Genomic DNA, 14,963 nt, shown 5'->3' with positions numbered 1-14,963 from the left:
CTATTATTTATTTAGCTTGTTTGATTGTGCAGAAAACAAAGCAAATAGTTCACCGACTGGTTGTCTTGTCGTTGAATGACTGCTTATTGTACGTGACACCTGAATTTTGTCACAAAGAGCATCACGATAAAGCTCTTGAGTTAATGTTGTATCGTGATTACTCAACAATACATTGCATTTAGATTCTCTTGCGAGACGAGCCAGATTTGCCTGATCGTCCAAGCTAAAACCAGCACTGGCATAGCTCGTAAATGAAGCACTTTTACTCAGTGGTACATAGGGTGGATCACAATACAGTACGTCGTCATCACGCAAATAATGAAATAGTTTATGGTATGGCTTGCAGGTAAATGTCGCTGATTTACTTTTTTCAGAAAAAAATAATAACTCTTTTTCAGGAAAATAAGGTTTTTTATAACGCCCAAACGGCACATTAAATCCACCGCTTTTATTGTATCGGCACAACCCATTATATCCATGTCTATTCATGTACAAAAACAATAATGAACGCTGATAGGGATCCTGAGATAAGTTAAATTCTTTACGTAGTTGATAATAAGTCGCTTCATCATTAAATTTATCTTGAAAATAATGCTTTGCATCAATAATAAATTGTTTAGGCTTACGCTTTATTATTTTGTACATTTCAATCAGATCTGGATTAATATCATTAAGAAGATATTCATCAAAGTCACTGTTCAAAAATACCGATCCTGCACCAACAAAAGGCTCAATAAGACGTTTACCTTCCGGCAGTCGTTGATTAATTTGTTCAGTCAGTGAGTATTTTCCTCCTGCCCACTTTAAAAAAGCTCTGTTTTTACTCTTCATTTATTTAATTGTAAATCCTGATGAACAAGTTGATATTTTTTTACCCAAGTATCTAAATTGAGCAACGACCCAGGTAAACTTTTTGCAGCTTTATTAGCGTCAGACAGGGTATCGTAATCGCCAAAAATTACAATGTATCGAGGTTTATTATTGTATACCGTTTCATAAATCTGAATATTATCACTCACATCTTTATGTTGAACAATAAAACGCTGTAATGATGCTTTAGTCGTTAAGGCCGATAGCTGAATTGTATAATGTGAAGGAGTAATTGATAGCAACACTGATTCGGCTGTAAAAATAGAATCTGGCTGCTCTTTTTTAACTGGTTGATTAGTTAGCTCGTCTACTTTTGCTTCGACAACAACCTGTTCAACGGTATCAACTGCTTCTGATTTTTGCTCTTCTATAATCACTGGTATTTGTTCGCTAATTTGAACATCAATTGGCACCAAAATTTTAGGGTTATTTTCGGTGCTCACTGGATCACTTATTCCAACCATCAAGTGATTAGGTTCTACCTCTGCATCCGACACTTTATTCCAATTGCCAGCAAGCTGCTCTGCCATCGGTATCTCTGGCTTTTCAGGTAATAAACTATCGCTCACAAGAATCTCCGGTTGTTCAGACTCTAATGGCTCATTTTTTATTTCTGAGGGTTCTTGAATAACTAACGATACTTCTTTAGGTGCAACTAATAGTGGATAAAGGTAACGGCCAAGACCACCTGCAATTAAGAGCAAAAGCAACATCACTAAAATAGCCGGTAAGCGTGTTTTTACCCATGATAATTCGTTATAAACCAATTTACCGGCAATAATTTTCTCAGCTAACGTAATTATTTTTCGAGGATTTCCCTGACAAGCCATTAATTTTTTAACTACTGCATCTTGATGCTGAACTTGATGCTGGTAACCAACCTGATTAAATAAGTACTTAAGTAATTGTTCCGATTCTTTTTGGCTGAGCGGTTCTAGTTTGAATTCTAAACAATGACATAGTTGATTCGTAGACAAAAACATTTCTAAGCTTTTCACATCTTCAGCAAGCAATAAAATATTAATTTCATGCTCACCAAAGTCACCTTTATGAGCAATTAATTCAGCTAACTCCTTCAGTAAAACATCGGATAATAAATGAGCATTATCAAAAATAATTAACCGAGGAGCTGAAATGTTGTGCTTTTCTTGTAATAACCATAACGAAGAAAGCAAACTGTCCTGTGCATCAAAAAGTGGATTATCGTATAGTTGAACTAATACTTGCTGCCTAATTTGGGCATCAGAAAGTTGACTATTAAGCTTAATATAAGCTTCTTTGGTGTTTGCCTGTAACTTATTACTCAGCTGTTCAATTAAACTGCTCTTTCCTGCCCCAGCTTGGCTAGATAGAAAAATAAGAGAGGATGATAAATAGATGTGGTGTTGCAGCCGATCGATCAGCTGCATTTGTGATGGGAGCGCGATTAATTGACGAACAACCATCGAACTTATTGTTCAATAACGCGACGCAATATCGTTTCACTTACATTATCGAATAAATCACTTGTACCGATAGATGTAGGCAAAACTAATCGCAACTTACCATTAAGTACTTTTTTATCCAACTGCATATGTTCAGCATAACTTGCATAATCCATATTTTCAGGTGGCATTAACGGTAAATCAAATTGTCTAATTAACGAGATAATTCGGTTAACTTGCTCGTCGTTAATCAGCCCTAAATAACGAGATGTTTGTGCGGCTTGTATCATACCGACAGCAACTGCTTCACCATGAAGCCAATTCCCATACCCTTGCTCAGCTTCAATCGCATGACCAAATGTATGGCCAAGATTTAACAATGCACGAATACCTTGTTCTTTTTCATCTTGGGCAACAACGTCCGCTTTTATTGCACAACAGCGTTTTATCATATAAGTGATCGCATCCGCTTGTAATGCATTTATTGCATCAACATTATTTTCTAGCCAAATGAAAAAGTCTGCATCATAAATAATACCGTACTTAATCACCTCTGCCATCCCAGCAGAAAATTCACGGGGAGGTAATGTTTTAAGGCAATCAATATCGATAATCACTGATTGTGGTTGATAAAAAGCCCCAATCATATTTTTACCTAATGGATGATTTACAGCAGTTTTACCACCAACGGAAGAATCTACTTGAGATAACACCGTTGTTGGTACCTGAATAAATGCAATACCACGCTGATAACAAGCGGCAGCAAAACCAGCCATATCTCCAATTACACCGCCACCTAATGCAATAATAGTGGTATCACGTGCATGTTTATTCGCTAATAATGCCGTTAATATTGTTTCAAATGTAGATAAGTTTTTATGTTGTTCACCATCAGGTAAAATAACTTCATCAATTTCGAATGCTTTTAATGTTTCCTTGCAGGATTGTAAATAAAGTGGCGCGACCACATCATTCGTAACAATCATGACTTTTTTACCGTTTATTGCACTCGTAAATAAATCACTCTGACGAAGTAAACCCTCACCAATAGTGATTGGGTAACTACGATCCGCTAAATCTACAATTAATTTATCCATTAAAAATCCAACAATGAAATAATTTGACTCGCGACAACCTTAGCACTCTGGTCATCAGTTTCAATGGTGTAATCAGCTACTTCATCGTATAGAGCATTGCGTTTTTCAGCCAATGATTCAAGTACAACACGCGGATCGTCCGTCTGTAATAAAGGACGACGCTTATCTTTTAAAGTACGTGCTAATTGTTTATTAACACTCGTTTTTAAATAAACAACAATACCTCGAGCCGATAGGTGAGTACGATTTTCAGAGCGAACTACTGCACCACCACCTGTTGCGAGAACAATGCCATGCTCTTTTGTTAATTCATCAATCATATCGCGTTCTCGATTGCGGAACCCTTCTTCACCTTCGACATCAAAGACCCAAGCAATATCAGCTCCGGTTTTTTTCTCGATTTCAGCATCTGAATCGTAAAAATGAAGGTGCAGCATCTGTGCTAGATGACGACCGATTGTGCTTTTACCAGCCCCCATAGGACCAATTAAGAAAATATTACGTTGTTCTGCCATGTTGGATTATTACTCAATGATTAATTACAGGGAAGTCCTTTATAAAAAAGAAGTGCATTACATTATCGCAATTGTTGATAACTTATTGCAAGCATATAAAAAAAATAAGCCTGAAGATCACTTCAGGCTTATAACAAAATCATGTAAATGGCTTAAATAAATTAATATTTACTTTCCATTATGATACGAGGTGTAACAAAAATAAGTACTTCGTCTTTACTTGATGAATCACTTGTTTGTCTAAACAGCGCGCCTAGGAAAGGAATATCACCTAAGTAAGGAACTTTCGTTTCAGAGGTTGTCACTGACTGTTGATAGATACCACCTAGCACAATTGTTTCACCATTATCCGCTAACACTTGCGTACTAATTTCTTGTGTATCGATTGCAACTGATTCAGTTCCATCACTATTTGTCACAATTTCACCCACTGAATCTTGAGTAATAGTAAGGTCTAAAATGATTTTATTATCAGGTGTAATCTGTGGCGTAACTTCTAGGCTCAATACCGCTTTTTCAAAGCTAATTGTTGTTGCGCCTGAAGAAGATGATTCTTGATAAGGGATCTCAGTACCAGACTCAATATAAGCGGTTTGTTGATCGGCCGTCGTAATACGTGGACTTGCGATAACCTCACCTCTACTTTCACTCTCTATAGCAGACAATTCAAGGTCCAATAAATCACCATCAATATTAGCAATTTGGAAACCAATACTATTACCATCGGAGTTAAAGCCAAGATCGATATTTAAATCATCATCGTCCGATGAACTCAAGCTAGACCATTCAACACCAAGCTCTTCGCCTACTGATTCACTTACTGTCACCATACGAGCTTCGATAACTACCTGACGAACAGGTACATCAAGCACTTCTAGCATCTCTTTAACTGAATCAATAACCGCTGCAGTATCTTTGATTAAGAGTGTATTAGTTCTTTCATCAAGACTAACTGAACCACGAGATGATAATAAACTGGTTTTCTCTCCCGATAGTAATGCAACAATACTTTTTGCTTTAGCATAATTAATTTGGATATATTCAGAGTAAAGCGTTGATAGTTCGGCTACTTTTTGTTCTGACTCAAGCTGCTCTCGTTCACTATTTGCTAATTCTGTTGCTGGGGCAATCATAAGAACATTACCATCAAGACGCTTACCTAAGCCTTTAACTTTCAGGATAATATCCAGTGCTTGTTCCCATGGCACATCATCTAAACGCAACGTAATGTTACCGCTCACTGAATCGGTAATAACTAAGTTAAAACCATTAAAATCAGCGATTAACTGTAACACGGTACGAACAGGAATATCTTGGAAGTTCAGTGAGATAGCTTTACCTTGGTATGCACTTTCTTTCTCATCTTTTGGTTTTTCAGTCACTTCAACCATAAATAAGGTATCAAGTTGATCATAACGGTAGTTATATTCACCTTTAATATTAAACACCAAACGTGTTTTACCATCTTCTTTAAATGTTTCGATTTTTTCCACAACCGTTGCAAAATCGACAACATCCATAATGTATAAAAGATCATCAGGAATATATGTACTCTGGAATTCAACAATCAACTGCTGGTCGCGACGACGAATATCGACGGCAACACTTGAATTACCAAGGTATACAAGTAATTTACCTTGCCCTTCAGAGCCACGTTTAAAATCAATTGAGTCAATGTTATTAACATAGCCTTCAGGAGTCGGTGCTAAGGTTTTAGCTGCGCCGGTTTGACCAATCAATCCTTCTGCAACTGAAGTCGCTTGATCAGCAGGATCTTGAGATACCGCACTAATTAAAGCCGCGACAGTACCATCTTCTGGTTGCTCTTTCTCACCAAGATCACCAAAACGAACCAACAAGCGTTTACCTTGATTCTCAATTCGGTAAGGCATTAAAGAATCAAGAGAAATAGTCATACGTAGACCATCACTTGTTCTTTCAGTTTCAACGCTATCAATACCACTTTGATCGATTTTAACTGGATTTAGTTTTAAAACTGAACTCGCATTATCTACATCGATAACAAGTTTATTTGGACGGTAATGTAACTTATCCGTGTAACTGGCAATGTCTTCATTAAATTCAAAAAGCAATTCAACTTTTTCACCCGTTAAAGGATTTACATTTAAGTCAGTAAGTTGAGATTCGGCAAAAACTGCCGAGGAAAACAAAAAACTGACCAACAAAAAAAGATGTCGCACTTGTGTTATATTTATAATTTTCATGATTCTTATCATCCCTGCTCTAATATCATTGAGATTTTAACATAATTTGCGTAATACGCTCTTGCCAACAACCATCTTTATCTGCTGCTAGCTCTAATATTTCAACTTTACTTGTCGTTATTTTTAATACCTTGCCATAATTTAAGCCCAAATAATCCCCTGGCTTAACTTTATACAATTCCCCACCAGACACTTTCACCAACGCCCATAACTTATTATCAATCGTTAACGTTCCACGCATACTTAGATTATCAAGAGAATAGGTCTCTAATGGATGCTTTTTACGATCAAAGTTTGGCTGAGGACAACTCTTCGGTGTATTCGCAACAGCAACGGGGACTTCAGCTTTAGGTTCTGAAAATGGATTCCGTCCTTCGGCTTTATCAAAAGAAAGAGCTTCTATTTTCTTTAATGTCGGCACTTTGTCGTTGATAGGGTAAACCTGAGACTTTGTTTTAACTACAAACTCTTCGAGATCATCGACTTTAACTTCTACACATGAATATAAAGGTAATGTCATTAATAAAAGAGGTAAAATTCTCATTTCTTACCTCTCTTTTCTTTGTAACGGTAGGTTTTAGCGACAACATTCAAGGTCAATAAGTCTTTCCCTTTCGCTTTTGTTAATCTTAAATTATCTAAAATCACAATTCGCGGTAATGCTGCAATATCAGCGGCAAATTTACCAAGTTCTTGATACGTCCCCACTACCTGTAAACTAATAGGTACTTCAATAGAGAGATCTTGATTCTTTTGAACCCCCCAGTTAATACTTTTAAACTCCAGCCCATTATTCGCACCAATAAAACTAATATCATCAAGTAAACTTGCAATTTCTTTATTAGTCGGTAATTTATTAATTAGCCCATCAAGAATAATATTTATTTCTACCATTTGAGCACGGTAGGTTTCTAAATTAGAGGATAAGGCGGCTTTGGTAGTAAATTGTTTTTTAAGTGTGACTTCTTCTTGCTCAGCACGCTCTTTCTTGTCAAATTGTGGATACGTTACATAATAAAAATACGCGCCACTTAAAATAGCACAGACGATCGCAATAAAAATAACGCGATAATGTGCAGGCCACCCCCCAACATCATTAAAATCTAATTCATCTAAATCCATTTATTTACTCTCCTTTTGCTCAGGGACAACGGTAAATTTCATTGCAAATTTACTTAAATTAATCGGCTCTGAAGGCCCTGCAATAATTGAGCTAATTTCAGATCCTCCAAGCCACCCTGAACCATCAACATTTCGCATCATTCTTGCTAAACGATTATTTGACTCACTCATGCCCCTCGCATCAACTCGTTCATTCGCGAAAGTAATATTATCTAAATAAATACCTGTTGGTACAACGTCCACTAAGGTATTAAATAAGTGAGTTGCATAATTACGCTTTTCTTCGAGTTTTTGTATTAAGTTTATGCGACGCTCTAGCTCTTTTTTTTCTTTTTTTATGTCTTTAATTTCTGCAATTCGACGATCTAACTGCAATGTTTGCTGTTGTAGAAACTCATTACGTTGTTGCTGTGCTGCAATTAAAGAATCAACATACATTTTACCTACATGAGATAACCCCAATACAACCAGCGCACTCAATGCCAAAACAATAAAAAAGGTGATTTTCTTTTGCTTTTTATATTCTTCTCTCCAGGGCAATAAATTAATATTCGACATTATTGAACTCCTCTCAGTGCTAACCCAAGTGCTTTCATATATTTAGCACCCACTTCCTTCAGTAGCACCCTATCGGAACTATTTTTATACTCAAAGCCAATAAAAGGATCTGCTATTTCAACTTTCAAGGCTAACTCATCCGCTAATTGGATAGGTAAATCGGGTAACAATTGACAACCACCCGTTAATATTACCTTATCAATATTAATATTGTCCGGCGCATTGGTAAACATGCGTAAATCGAATCGCAAATGATTAATGGTCATATTAATAAAGGGGGCCATTACATCAATATCACAATCAACAGGCCAACTTTTCTCAATTTTTAATTTTTCCGCCTCTGCAAATTTAAAACCATAATGGTCGACCATCATCTGAGTACATACATCGCCGCCATGATTTTTAGAACGAGAGAAAATAACCTCACCTTGATACATAACATTAAGCGTCATTGATGAGGCGCCAATATCAATAACAGCAATCCCTTTATCGTAATCTTCTCTCAATAATACAAGTTGGCAAGCTCTTGCTAATGCATGACTAGCAATATCGACAACTTTTGTTTTTAATCCTGCCGAATTAACACAATCCGCTTGAGATAATACCGTCTCTTTACGCGCAGCACTAATTAAAACATTATTTAATTCAGGGTTATTAGGGTTAGGCCCAAGTACCTCAAAATCTAAGAAAATTTCATCTAGTGGGAAAGGAATGCTATTTTCAGCTTCAATCTCGACTTGCGTTTCTAAATCTAGTTCGCTTAACTCTGCACTCATTGATATCACTTTAGTAATGACATCAGTACCCGTTACGGCGATTGCGGCATTTTTGTAACTTGCCGGGAAGTTTTTACGAAGTTGCTTAATAATTTCGGTTAATTTGATAATGTCTTCAAAGTGATTGTCAACGATCAAGCCTTTAGCAATTTGTACTTCAGCCACTGCATCAATCTGGAACGTTCCCTTTCCTTTCGACATCGCAATTGCTTTTATTGAACTTGAACCAAAGTCAATTCCAATTAAAGCAGTTGATTTTACTTTATTTATCTTTTTAAACATATCCATACTGCCATATTTTTTAAAGTGATAATCTAATTTTCCATAATCTGTTTATCATATGATGAAAAGTGTTAGTTTCCAAGAATATAAATAATTATTCTCTTTAACTCACGCTATATAACTATATACTGTGCACAGCCTCTAAAAAAAGTCTTGATTTAATAACAAGTAACGCCAAAGGTACCTATAAAATGCTCAAATGGATTAAACGTATTTTCTTCGTTTCTATTATTTTCTGCTTAATAGGAATAGCTGGAATAGTTTCTATCTACTACATGGTTAAAGCGGATCTTCCCGATGTTGCTTCCATTCAAGATATCCAACTTCAAGTCCCAATGAAAGTATTTAGCATCGATGGTGAATTGATTTCACAATTCGGTGAAAAAAGACGTATTCCATTGACGATTGATGAAGTCCCGAAAAAACTGATTCAAGCCTTTATTGCAACAGAAGACAGTCGTTATTATCAACACCCCGGTATCGATCCTATCGGTATTGTTCGTGCGGCGCTTGTATATGCATCCACGGGTTCGGCAAAGCAAGGCGCTAGTACAATCACCCAACAGGTTGCACGAAACTTTTTCTTATCGCGAGAAAAAACGTTTATACGTAAAATAAAAGAAGTTTTTATCGCTATTCGACTAGAGCAATTGTTAACTAAAGATGAAATTTTAATGCTCTATTTAAATAAAATTTCATTAGGACAACGATCCTATGGTATTGGCGCAGCTGCGCAAGTGTATTATGGCAAAAATGTATCCGACTTAACATTACCAGAAATGGCAGTATTAGCTGGGTTACCCAAGGCACCATCTCGCCTAAATCCAGTTTACTCACCAGAAAATGCAAAAAACCGTCGTAATATCGTATTATTGAGAATGCTAGATGAATCATATATTACCCAATCAGAATACGATGACGCAATTAAAACCCCTGTCACTTCAAAATATCATGGTGCTGAAATAACGTTATCTGCGCATTATGTGGCAGAAATTGCACGAAATAAATTAATTGAATTGTACGGAGCAGACCGCAGTTATAATGAAGGTTTCAATGTATTCACGACAATTAGTAAAGTGAATCAACAAGCAGCAAATAAAGCCGTCATGCAGAATGTTCATGATTATGACATGCGTCATGGTTATCGTGGCAGTGAACAAACATTATGGGAAAAAACCGATCAACCTTGGACAGCAGAGAAAATTACCGCATATTTAAAAAATCAGCCAATTTATGAAGATTTAATCCCTGCCGTTGTTATTGAAGTTGAAGACAAGTCCGTCAAATTATTAAGCAAAAATACAGCCGATAATATTCAAGTCATCGACTGGGATGGATTAAAATGGGCTCGTCGATTCAAAAGTGATCGGTACCAAGGTACACCTCCTAAAAAAGCCGCTGATATATTAGCCTCCGGCGAACAAATATGGATTAGAAAAAAAGATGAGGCTTGGGAGCTATCACAGTATCCGGACGTAAGTGCCGCATTTGTCTCTTTAAACCCCGATGATGGCGCTATTACCTCAATGGTTGGAGGTTTTAGTTTCGCTAAAAGTAAATTTAATCGTGTCACCCAGGCAAAACGACAAGTGGGCTCAAATATTAAGCCTTTTATATACTCCGCAGCACTAGATAACGGTTATACACTTGCAACGCTTGTTTATGACACCCCAATTAACGAGTGGGATGGCAATCAAGCTTGGCGACCTAAAAACTCACCAGCCGTATACAATGGTCCAATCCGTTTGCGCCGAGCACTTGGCCAATCTAAGAACGTTGTTTCTGTTCGACTAGTACAAGACTTAGGTATACCTAAAGTTATCGAGCAATTAGAAAAATTTGGTTTCAATAAAAAAGAATTACCTGAAAGTTTATCGATTGCACTTGGATCTGCGTCCATTTCGCCACTCGAATTAGCAACGGGTTATGCCATTATCGCAAACGGCGGTTATAAAGTTGAACCTTACATTATCGAACGCATCGAAGATGGCTACGGCAATATTTTATATCAAGCTAGCCCGAAAACGGTTTGTAAAGATTGCCAGCGTTTATATGACAATCAGGACATCTCAGACTCTCTTTTAATTGTAGGAGGCAATGATGATCCATTATCCAATGAAATTTGCCCTATCGCACCTATAAGCGAAGCACAGATTGCCGAAAGCGCTGTCAGCGAAGAAACAGCATTTTTGACAAGACAGTTACTGCATAGTGGTATTTTTGGAGGAGGTAGTTGGCAGCATAAAACAAATTGGAATGGCACAGGTTGGCGTGCTGCTCGTGCAATAAAGCGTCAGGATATGGGTGGAAAAACAGGGACAACCAACGATTCAAAAGATACCTGGTTCTCTGGTTTTCTAGGTAATACTGTGGCGACATCGTGGGTCGGCTTTGATGACTTTAGTCGAGATCTCGGTAGAACATCTTTCAATAGCAACCTAGGTAAAAAACAACAAACCGGCGGCGAATTTGGGGCTCAAACAGCCCAACCCGCATGGATTTCGTTTATGAAAACCATTGCACTTACAGAACCGGTAGACAATACTCCTAGACCATCAGGTATCGCAACGGCAAGAATCGATCTCAGCACGGGTTTATTAACTAGGAAAAAAGACTACACAACACGTTTTGAGTATTTTAAAGTAGGTACCACACCAACAGAATATAGCCCTTATGATAATTATAATGATGATGGCAGCGGTACTGGACAATTTGGCCATGACGATGAACTATTCTAATCATCACAATGCAGATTAACGTTTAAATATAATTCCATTTATTACTCGTTCAATCTGCAATAATTACTGGAAGCGTAATAATAAAGTAATTGAGATAACAACAAACCATGCTAAATGAAACTAACTTACCCTCGATTAAAGCATTACGCACCTTCCTCGCAGTAGCAAACAATCTTAGTTTCTCCAAAGCTGCGAAACAACTTTTTGTCACTCAAAGTGCGGTCAGTAAAAACATCGCATTACTCGAACAACAATTAGGGCAACCATTATTTAATCGTCATTTAAGCGGCATTGAATTATCTGCGGCCGGTGAACAATATCTCCCGAAAGTATCTGAAGCCCTAGAAATTATTCAATACGCTACGGAAAACCTCACTCAAATTGATCATGAAGAGGAAGTACTTACTGTCAATGTAACTCCCTCTTTTGCAAGTCTATGGCTAATTCCTCGCATTGAAACTTTCCATCATTTAAATGAGAATATTCACATCAGAATAAAAACAGGTGATGGTATGATCAAAAGAACCCATGGCGATAGCGATATTACAATTCGTTGTTTACCTATTTCTAAACACTATGAAAATGCGACTCTCTTACGCCAAGAAAACTTAATGCTAATCGCATCGACTGAACTACTGCAACATAACCCCATTAATAAAATAAAAGATATTGAAAAACAAACATTCATCCCTCATATCACACGTCCGCATCTATGGGAACAATTCAAAAGACAAAATGAACTGAGGTATGATAGTTTGTATAGCAGTACAGGGTTTGAACACTTCTACATGTCGCTTGAAGCCGTCAAAGATAATCTAGGTTTAGCATTAATACCTGATTTTATGCTAGAAGAAACCCTAGCAGAAGGCAGATTAATAAACCCGCTTAATATATCCATGAATACCAGTTACGGCTACTATCTTTTTGTACCAAGCTATCGACTCTCTTCAAGAAAAATTTATCAATTTAGTCAGTGGATAACAGCAATGCTCGGTAAGGAACAGTAAAGCAATTAACGCTACCCTTCGAGAAGTATTTGTCGGAAACTCGCCGCATTATGCAATGGTATATTCAATGTATCGGTAATTATTTTAATATCTGCCACCTGATGTGCATTACTTAACGCTTTCCCCCCGGTATTAGTGAAATGATTATTTTCAAAGCCGACACGAACATCTCCCCCCATTAGCATACCACTCAATAAGCATTTTTGTTCACTGACGCCAAAGGCACAACTTGCCCATCGAACACGGTTAGTTAGTATAAACTGACTATAATCAAGATCCCCGAAAAATGGGAGTAAATCAGTTGGAGTAGACAGTAACTCATTATGATACCGTCCAAGCACTAATAGAATATGGTGGTGTTTATCAGGCAAAACCCCCTCCTTCACTAACCACATATAACGGTGAAAATCTTCGATAGAATAAATAATATATTGCGCGATAATCCCTCTTTCACAAACCCAATGGAAAAATTTCCCCACTTCAGCAATCGAGGCATTATCAGGTACTAACTCTTTAATCGCGAATGACGCGGCTTCAGGTAATGTTTCTCGAATCAAAGCCATCTGTTCAATAGGCTGATATTGTCCAACAGCTTCTGTTGTTAGCTGAATAATAAGACTATCACCAACAGCAATCTTAACGGCTTCAAGTACGGCCAAATTATCCTTAATGTCTAAAGAATGAAGCCCATTCTTATCCCTCGCATGCAAATGCACCATTGCTGCACCTGCATCACGACATGCCAGCACCTCAGATACAATATCGGATTTAGAAATAGGTAAAGCTGAGTGATCAAGTTTTGTTTTTCTCGCACCGTTTGGTGCAACGATAATAGCGACCTTCTCCTGAGCATCTTGCATATTTATGACCATCTCTCAGACGCTTGTATTAAAGAAGCCTTAAGTTTACTTACAAGCTCATGTATTTGTATATCATCAATAATAAACGGTGGCGCAATTAAAATATGGTGCCCATCAACACCATTAATAGTCCCCCCCATTGGATAACACATTAGCCCATTTTCCATAGCAAATTTTTTGACTGTCTTATGTGCTTCTGTTGATGTAGATAATGGCGTTTTTGTCACTTTGTCTACAACTAATTCAATTCCTAAAAAAAGCCCTCGGCCACGCACATCTCCGACATAAGGTAATGGAAGAATGTCTGCAATCAGTTTGTCACGCAATTTAATACCTCGAACTTTAACTTTATCCAATAGACCATCATTAATAATCGTTTTAACCGTTGCTAATGCAGCGGCGGTTGCCATAGGATGTGCCATAAAAGTATGTCCATGTTGAAAAAAGCCACTGCCATGAGCTATTCCATCAAATATTTTACTGCTCGCTACTACAGCACCAATAGGAATATAACCTGCGCCAAGTCCTTTCGCGATAGTCACTAAATCGGGTACAATTTCATCTTGTTCAAAAGCATAAAAAGTCCCAGTTCGACCAATACCACACATCACTTCATCAAGAATTAATAGGACATCATATTGGTCACAAATTTCACGAATGCGTTTTAGATAACCTTTAGTTGCGGGAACCGCCCCCGACGTTGCGCCAACTACAGGCTCTGCTACAAATGCCATCACATTTTCGGCCCCTAACTCAAGGATCCTCGTTTCCAGTTCATTGGCAACACGAAAAGAATAATCTAATTCAGTTTCTCCTTCCTTCTGATCGCGATAAGCATTACAGGGGGCAATATGTTCTATAGTAGCCAATAAAGGTTTAAACTTTTCCTTACGCCATTCATTACCACCAACAGCCAGTGCACCTAATGTATTTCCATGGTAGCTTTGTCGCCTTGCAATATATTTAGTTTTCTGAGGTTTACCTATTTCAACAAAATACTGTCGCGCCATTTTCAATGCAGATTCAACAGCTTCTGAACCACCACTCACAAAATAGACATGATTAAGCGGTTCAGGCGCTAAATCTATCAATAAATCAGCAAGTTGTTCACAATTTTTATTTGTAAAAAAAGCAGTATGTGCAAAGGGAATTGTATCTAATTGCTGTTTAATTGCAGCTTTAACGGCCGGATGACTGTGTCCTAAATTAGAAACAGCAGCGCCACCACACCCATCAAGATATTTTTTACCATTCGTATCGAACAAATAAATACCTTCTCCTGATGCAATAATTGGCAATTGAACGTGGCATTGACGATGAAATACATGACTCATTTAAAAACCTTACAATATGAAATAGATGAATCTGCATATTCAGTGATTTTTATTAATTTTACAAAGGAGATAAATTTTAGGGGTATGAGGAAATGGCATAGTAAGATTAAAAGTTCAATTTTGTTATCACAACGCGAACATTTGGAAAATACCTT

13 protein-coding genes are annotated in these 14,963 nt (G+C 37.4%); 2 read left to right on the top strand and 11 right to left on the bottom strand.

The genetic code is table 11. The features are described 5' to 3' along the window. Positions 1 to 3: 3 nt before the first annotated feature. From ACR30L_RS00810 to pilM, 9 genes are all read right to left on the bottom strand, one after another. Complete coding sequence (locus tag ACR30L_RS00810) at positions 4 to 831, bottom strand: Dam family site-specific DNA-(adenine-N6)-methyltransferase (RefSeq protein ID WP_435236151.1); 828 nt, start codon at positions 829 to 831, stop codon at positions 4 to 6. Next, positions 828 to 2,315: an SPOR domain-containing protein gene (locus ACR30L_RS00805; RefSeq protein ID WP_435236150.1), complete on the bottom strand. Its 1,488-nt coding sequence runs from the start codon at positions 2,313 to 2,315 to the stop codon at positions 828 to 830. Before ACR30L_RS00805 ends, ACR30L_RS00810 begins: the two co-directional genes overlap by 4 nt. A 5-nt stretch (positions 2,316 to 2,320) precedes the next feature. Then, entirely contained in the window at positions 2,321 to 3,391 is a 1,071-nt protein-coding gene (gene aroB / locus ACR30L_RS00800) for a 3-dehydroquinate synthase (protein WP_435236149.1), read from the bottom strand. Further along, positions 3,391 to 3,906: a shikimate kinase AroK gene (gene aroK / locus ACR30L_RS00795; RefSeq protein ID WP_435236148.1), complete on the bottom strand. Its 516-nt coding sequence runs from the start codon at positions 3,904 to 3,906 to the stop codon at positions 3,391 to 3,393. The genes aroB and aroK overlap by 1 nt, the downstream gene beginning before the upstream one ends. 161 nt (positions 3,907 to 4,067) lie before the next feature. Continuing rightward, the gene (locus tag ACR30L_RS00790) at positions 4,068 to 6,131 is read right to left on the bottom strand and encodes an AMIN domain-containing protein (RefSeq protein ID WP_435236147.1); all 2,064 of its coding nucleotides are present in this window, start codon (positions 6,129 to 6,131) and stop codon (positions 4,068 to 4,070) included. A gap of 25 nt (positions 6,132 to 6,156) precedes the next feature. Beyond that, entirely contained in the window at positions 6,157 to 6,675 is a 519-nt protein-coding gene (locus ACR30L_RS00785) for a pilus assembly protein PilP (RefSeq protein WP_435236146.1), read from the bottom strand. Continuing rightward, complete coding sequence (locus tag ACR30L_RS00780) at positions 6,672 to 7,253, bottom strand: type 4a pilus biogenesis protein PilO (protein ID WP_435236145.1); 582 nt, start codon at positions 7,251 to 7,253, stop codon at positions 6,672 to 6,674. Before ACR30L_RS00780 ends, ACR30L_RS00785 begins: the two co-directional genes overlap by 4 nt. Next, positions 7,254 to 7,811, bottom strand: a complete 558-nt coding sequence (locus ACR30L_RS00775; protein ID WP_435236144.1) for a PilN domain-containing protein — start codon at positions 7,809 to 7,811, stop codon at positions 7,254 to 7,256. Then, positions 7,811 to 8,869, bottom strand: coding sequence for a type IV pilus assembly protein PilM (gene pilM / locus ACR30L_RS00770; protein WP_435236143.1), 1,059 nt, complete (start codon positions 8,867 to 8,869; stop codon positions 7,811 to 7,813). The genes ACR30L_RS00775 and pilM overlap by 1 nt, the downstream gene beginning before the upstream one ends. Positions 8,870 to 9,060: 191 nt before the next feature. On the opposite strand from pilM, the gene ACR30L_RS00765 reads away from it, so the two are divergent. Then, complete coding sequence (locus ACR30L_RS00765; protein ID WP_435236142.1) at positions 9,061 to 11,607, top strand: penicillin-binding protein 1A; 2,547 nt, start codon at positions 9,061 to 9,063, stop codon at positions 11,605 to 11,607. 107 nt (positions 11,608 to 11,714) lie between these two features. Continuing rightward, complete coding sequence (locus tag ACR30L_RS00760) at positions 11,715 to 12,614, top strand: LysR substrate-binding domain-containing protein (protein ID WP_435236141.1); 900 nt, start codon at positions 11,715 to 11,717, stop codon at positions 12,612 to 12,614. A gap of 11 nt (positions 12,615 to 12,625) precedes the next feature. On the opposite strand, the gene ACR30L_RS00755 is transcribed toward ACR30L_RS00760, so the two are convergent. Beyond that, positions 12,626 to 13,474 (bottom strand): 3-keto-5-aminohexanoate cleavage protein, encoded by an 849-nt coding sequence (locus ACR30L_RS00755; protein WP_435236140.1) that lies wholly within the window; start codon positions 13,472 to 13,474, stop codon positions 12,626 to 12,628. 2 nt (positions 13,475 to 13,476) lie between these two features. Then, positions 13,477 to 14,808: an aspartate aminotransferase family protein gene (locus tag ACR30L_RS00750; protein WP_435236139.1), complete on the bottom strand. Its 1,332-nt coding sequence runs from the start codon at positions 14,806 to 14,808 to the stop codon at positions 13,477 to 13,479. Between the last annotated feature and the right edge of the window lie 155 nt (positions 14,809 to 14,963).

This window comes from Psychromonas saccharinae (genome assembly GCF_051201515.1).
GTDB lineage: Bacteria > Pseudomonadota > Gammaproteobacteria > Enterobacterales > Psychromonadaceae > Psychromonas.
Note: the sequence above shows the minus strand (reverse complement) of the source record. Positions and strands in the feature narration are given on the sequence as shown.

Bases quoted from the DNA above. Each gene is read 5' to 3' on its own strand.
- ACR30L_RS00775 (WP_435236144.1), bottom strand. From the start codon at position 7,811: ATGTCGAATATTAATTTATTGCCCTGGAGAGAAGAATATAAAAAGCAA.
- aroK (WP_435236148.1), bottom strand. From the start codon at position 3,906: ATGGCAGAACAACGTAATATTTTCTTAATTGGTCCTATGGGGGCTGGT.
- ACR30L_RS00760 (WP_435236141.1), top strand. From the start codon at position 11,715: ATGCTAAATGAAACTAACTTACCCTCGATTAAAGCATTACGCACCTTC.
- ACR30L_RS00765 (WP_435236142.1), top strand. From the start codon at position 9,061: ATGCTCAAATGGATTAAACGTATTTTCTTCGTTTCTATTATTTTCTGC.
- ACR30L_RS00785 (WP_435236146.1), bottom strand. From the start codon at position 6,675: ATGAGAATTTTACCTCTTTTATTAATGACATTACCTTTATATTCATGT.
- pilM (WP_435236143.1), bottom strand. From the start codon at position 8,869: ATGTTTAAAAAGATAAATAAAGTAAAATCAACTGCTTTAATTGGAATT.
- ACR30L_RS00790 (WP_435236147.1), bottom strand. From the start codon at position 6,131: ATGAAAATTATAAATATAACACAAGTGCGACATCTTTTTTTGTTGGTC.
- ACR30L_RS00755 (WP_435236140.1), bottom strand. From the start codon at position 13,474: ATGCAAGATGCTCAGGAGAAGGTCGCTATTATCGTTGCACCAAACGGT.
- ACR30L_RS00805 (WP_435236150.1), bottom strand. From the start codon at position 2,315: ATGGTTGTTCGTCAATTAATCGCGCTCCCATCACAAATGCAGCTGATC.
- ACR30L_RS00750 (WP_435236139.1), bottom strand. From the start codon at position 14,808: ATGAGTCATGTATTTCATCGTCAATGCCACGTTCAATTGCCAATTATT.
- ACR30L_RS00780 (WP_435236145.1), bottom strand. From the start codon at position 7,253: ATGGATTTAGATGAATTAGATTTTAATGATGTTGGGGGGTGGCCTGCA.
- ACR30L_RS00810 (WP_435236151.1), bottom strand. From the start codon at position 831: ATGAAGAGTAAAAACAGAGCTTTTTTAAAGTGGGCAGGAGGAAAATAC.
- aroB (WP_435236149.1), bottom strand. From the start codon at position 3,391: ATGGATAAATTAATTGTAGATTTAGCGGATCGTAGTTACCCAATCACT.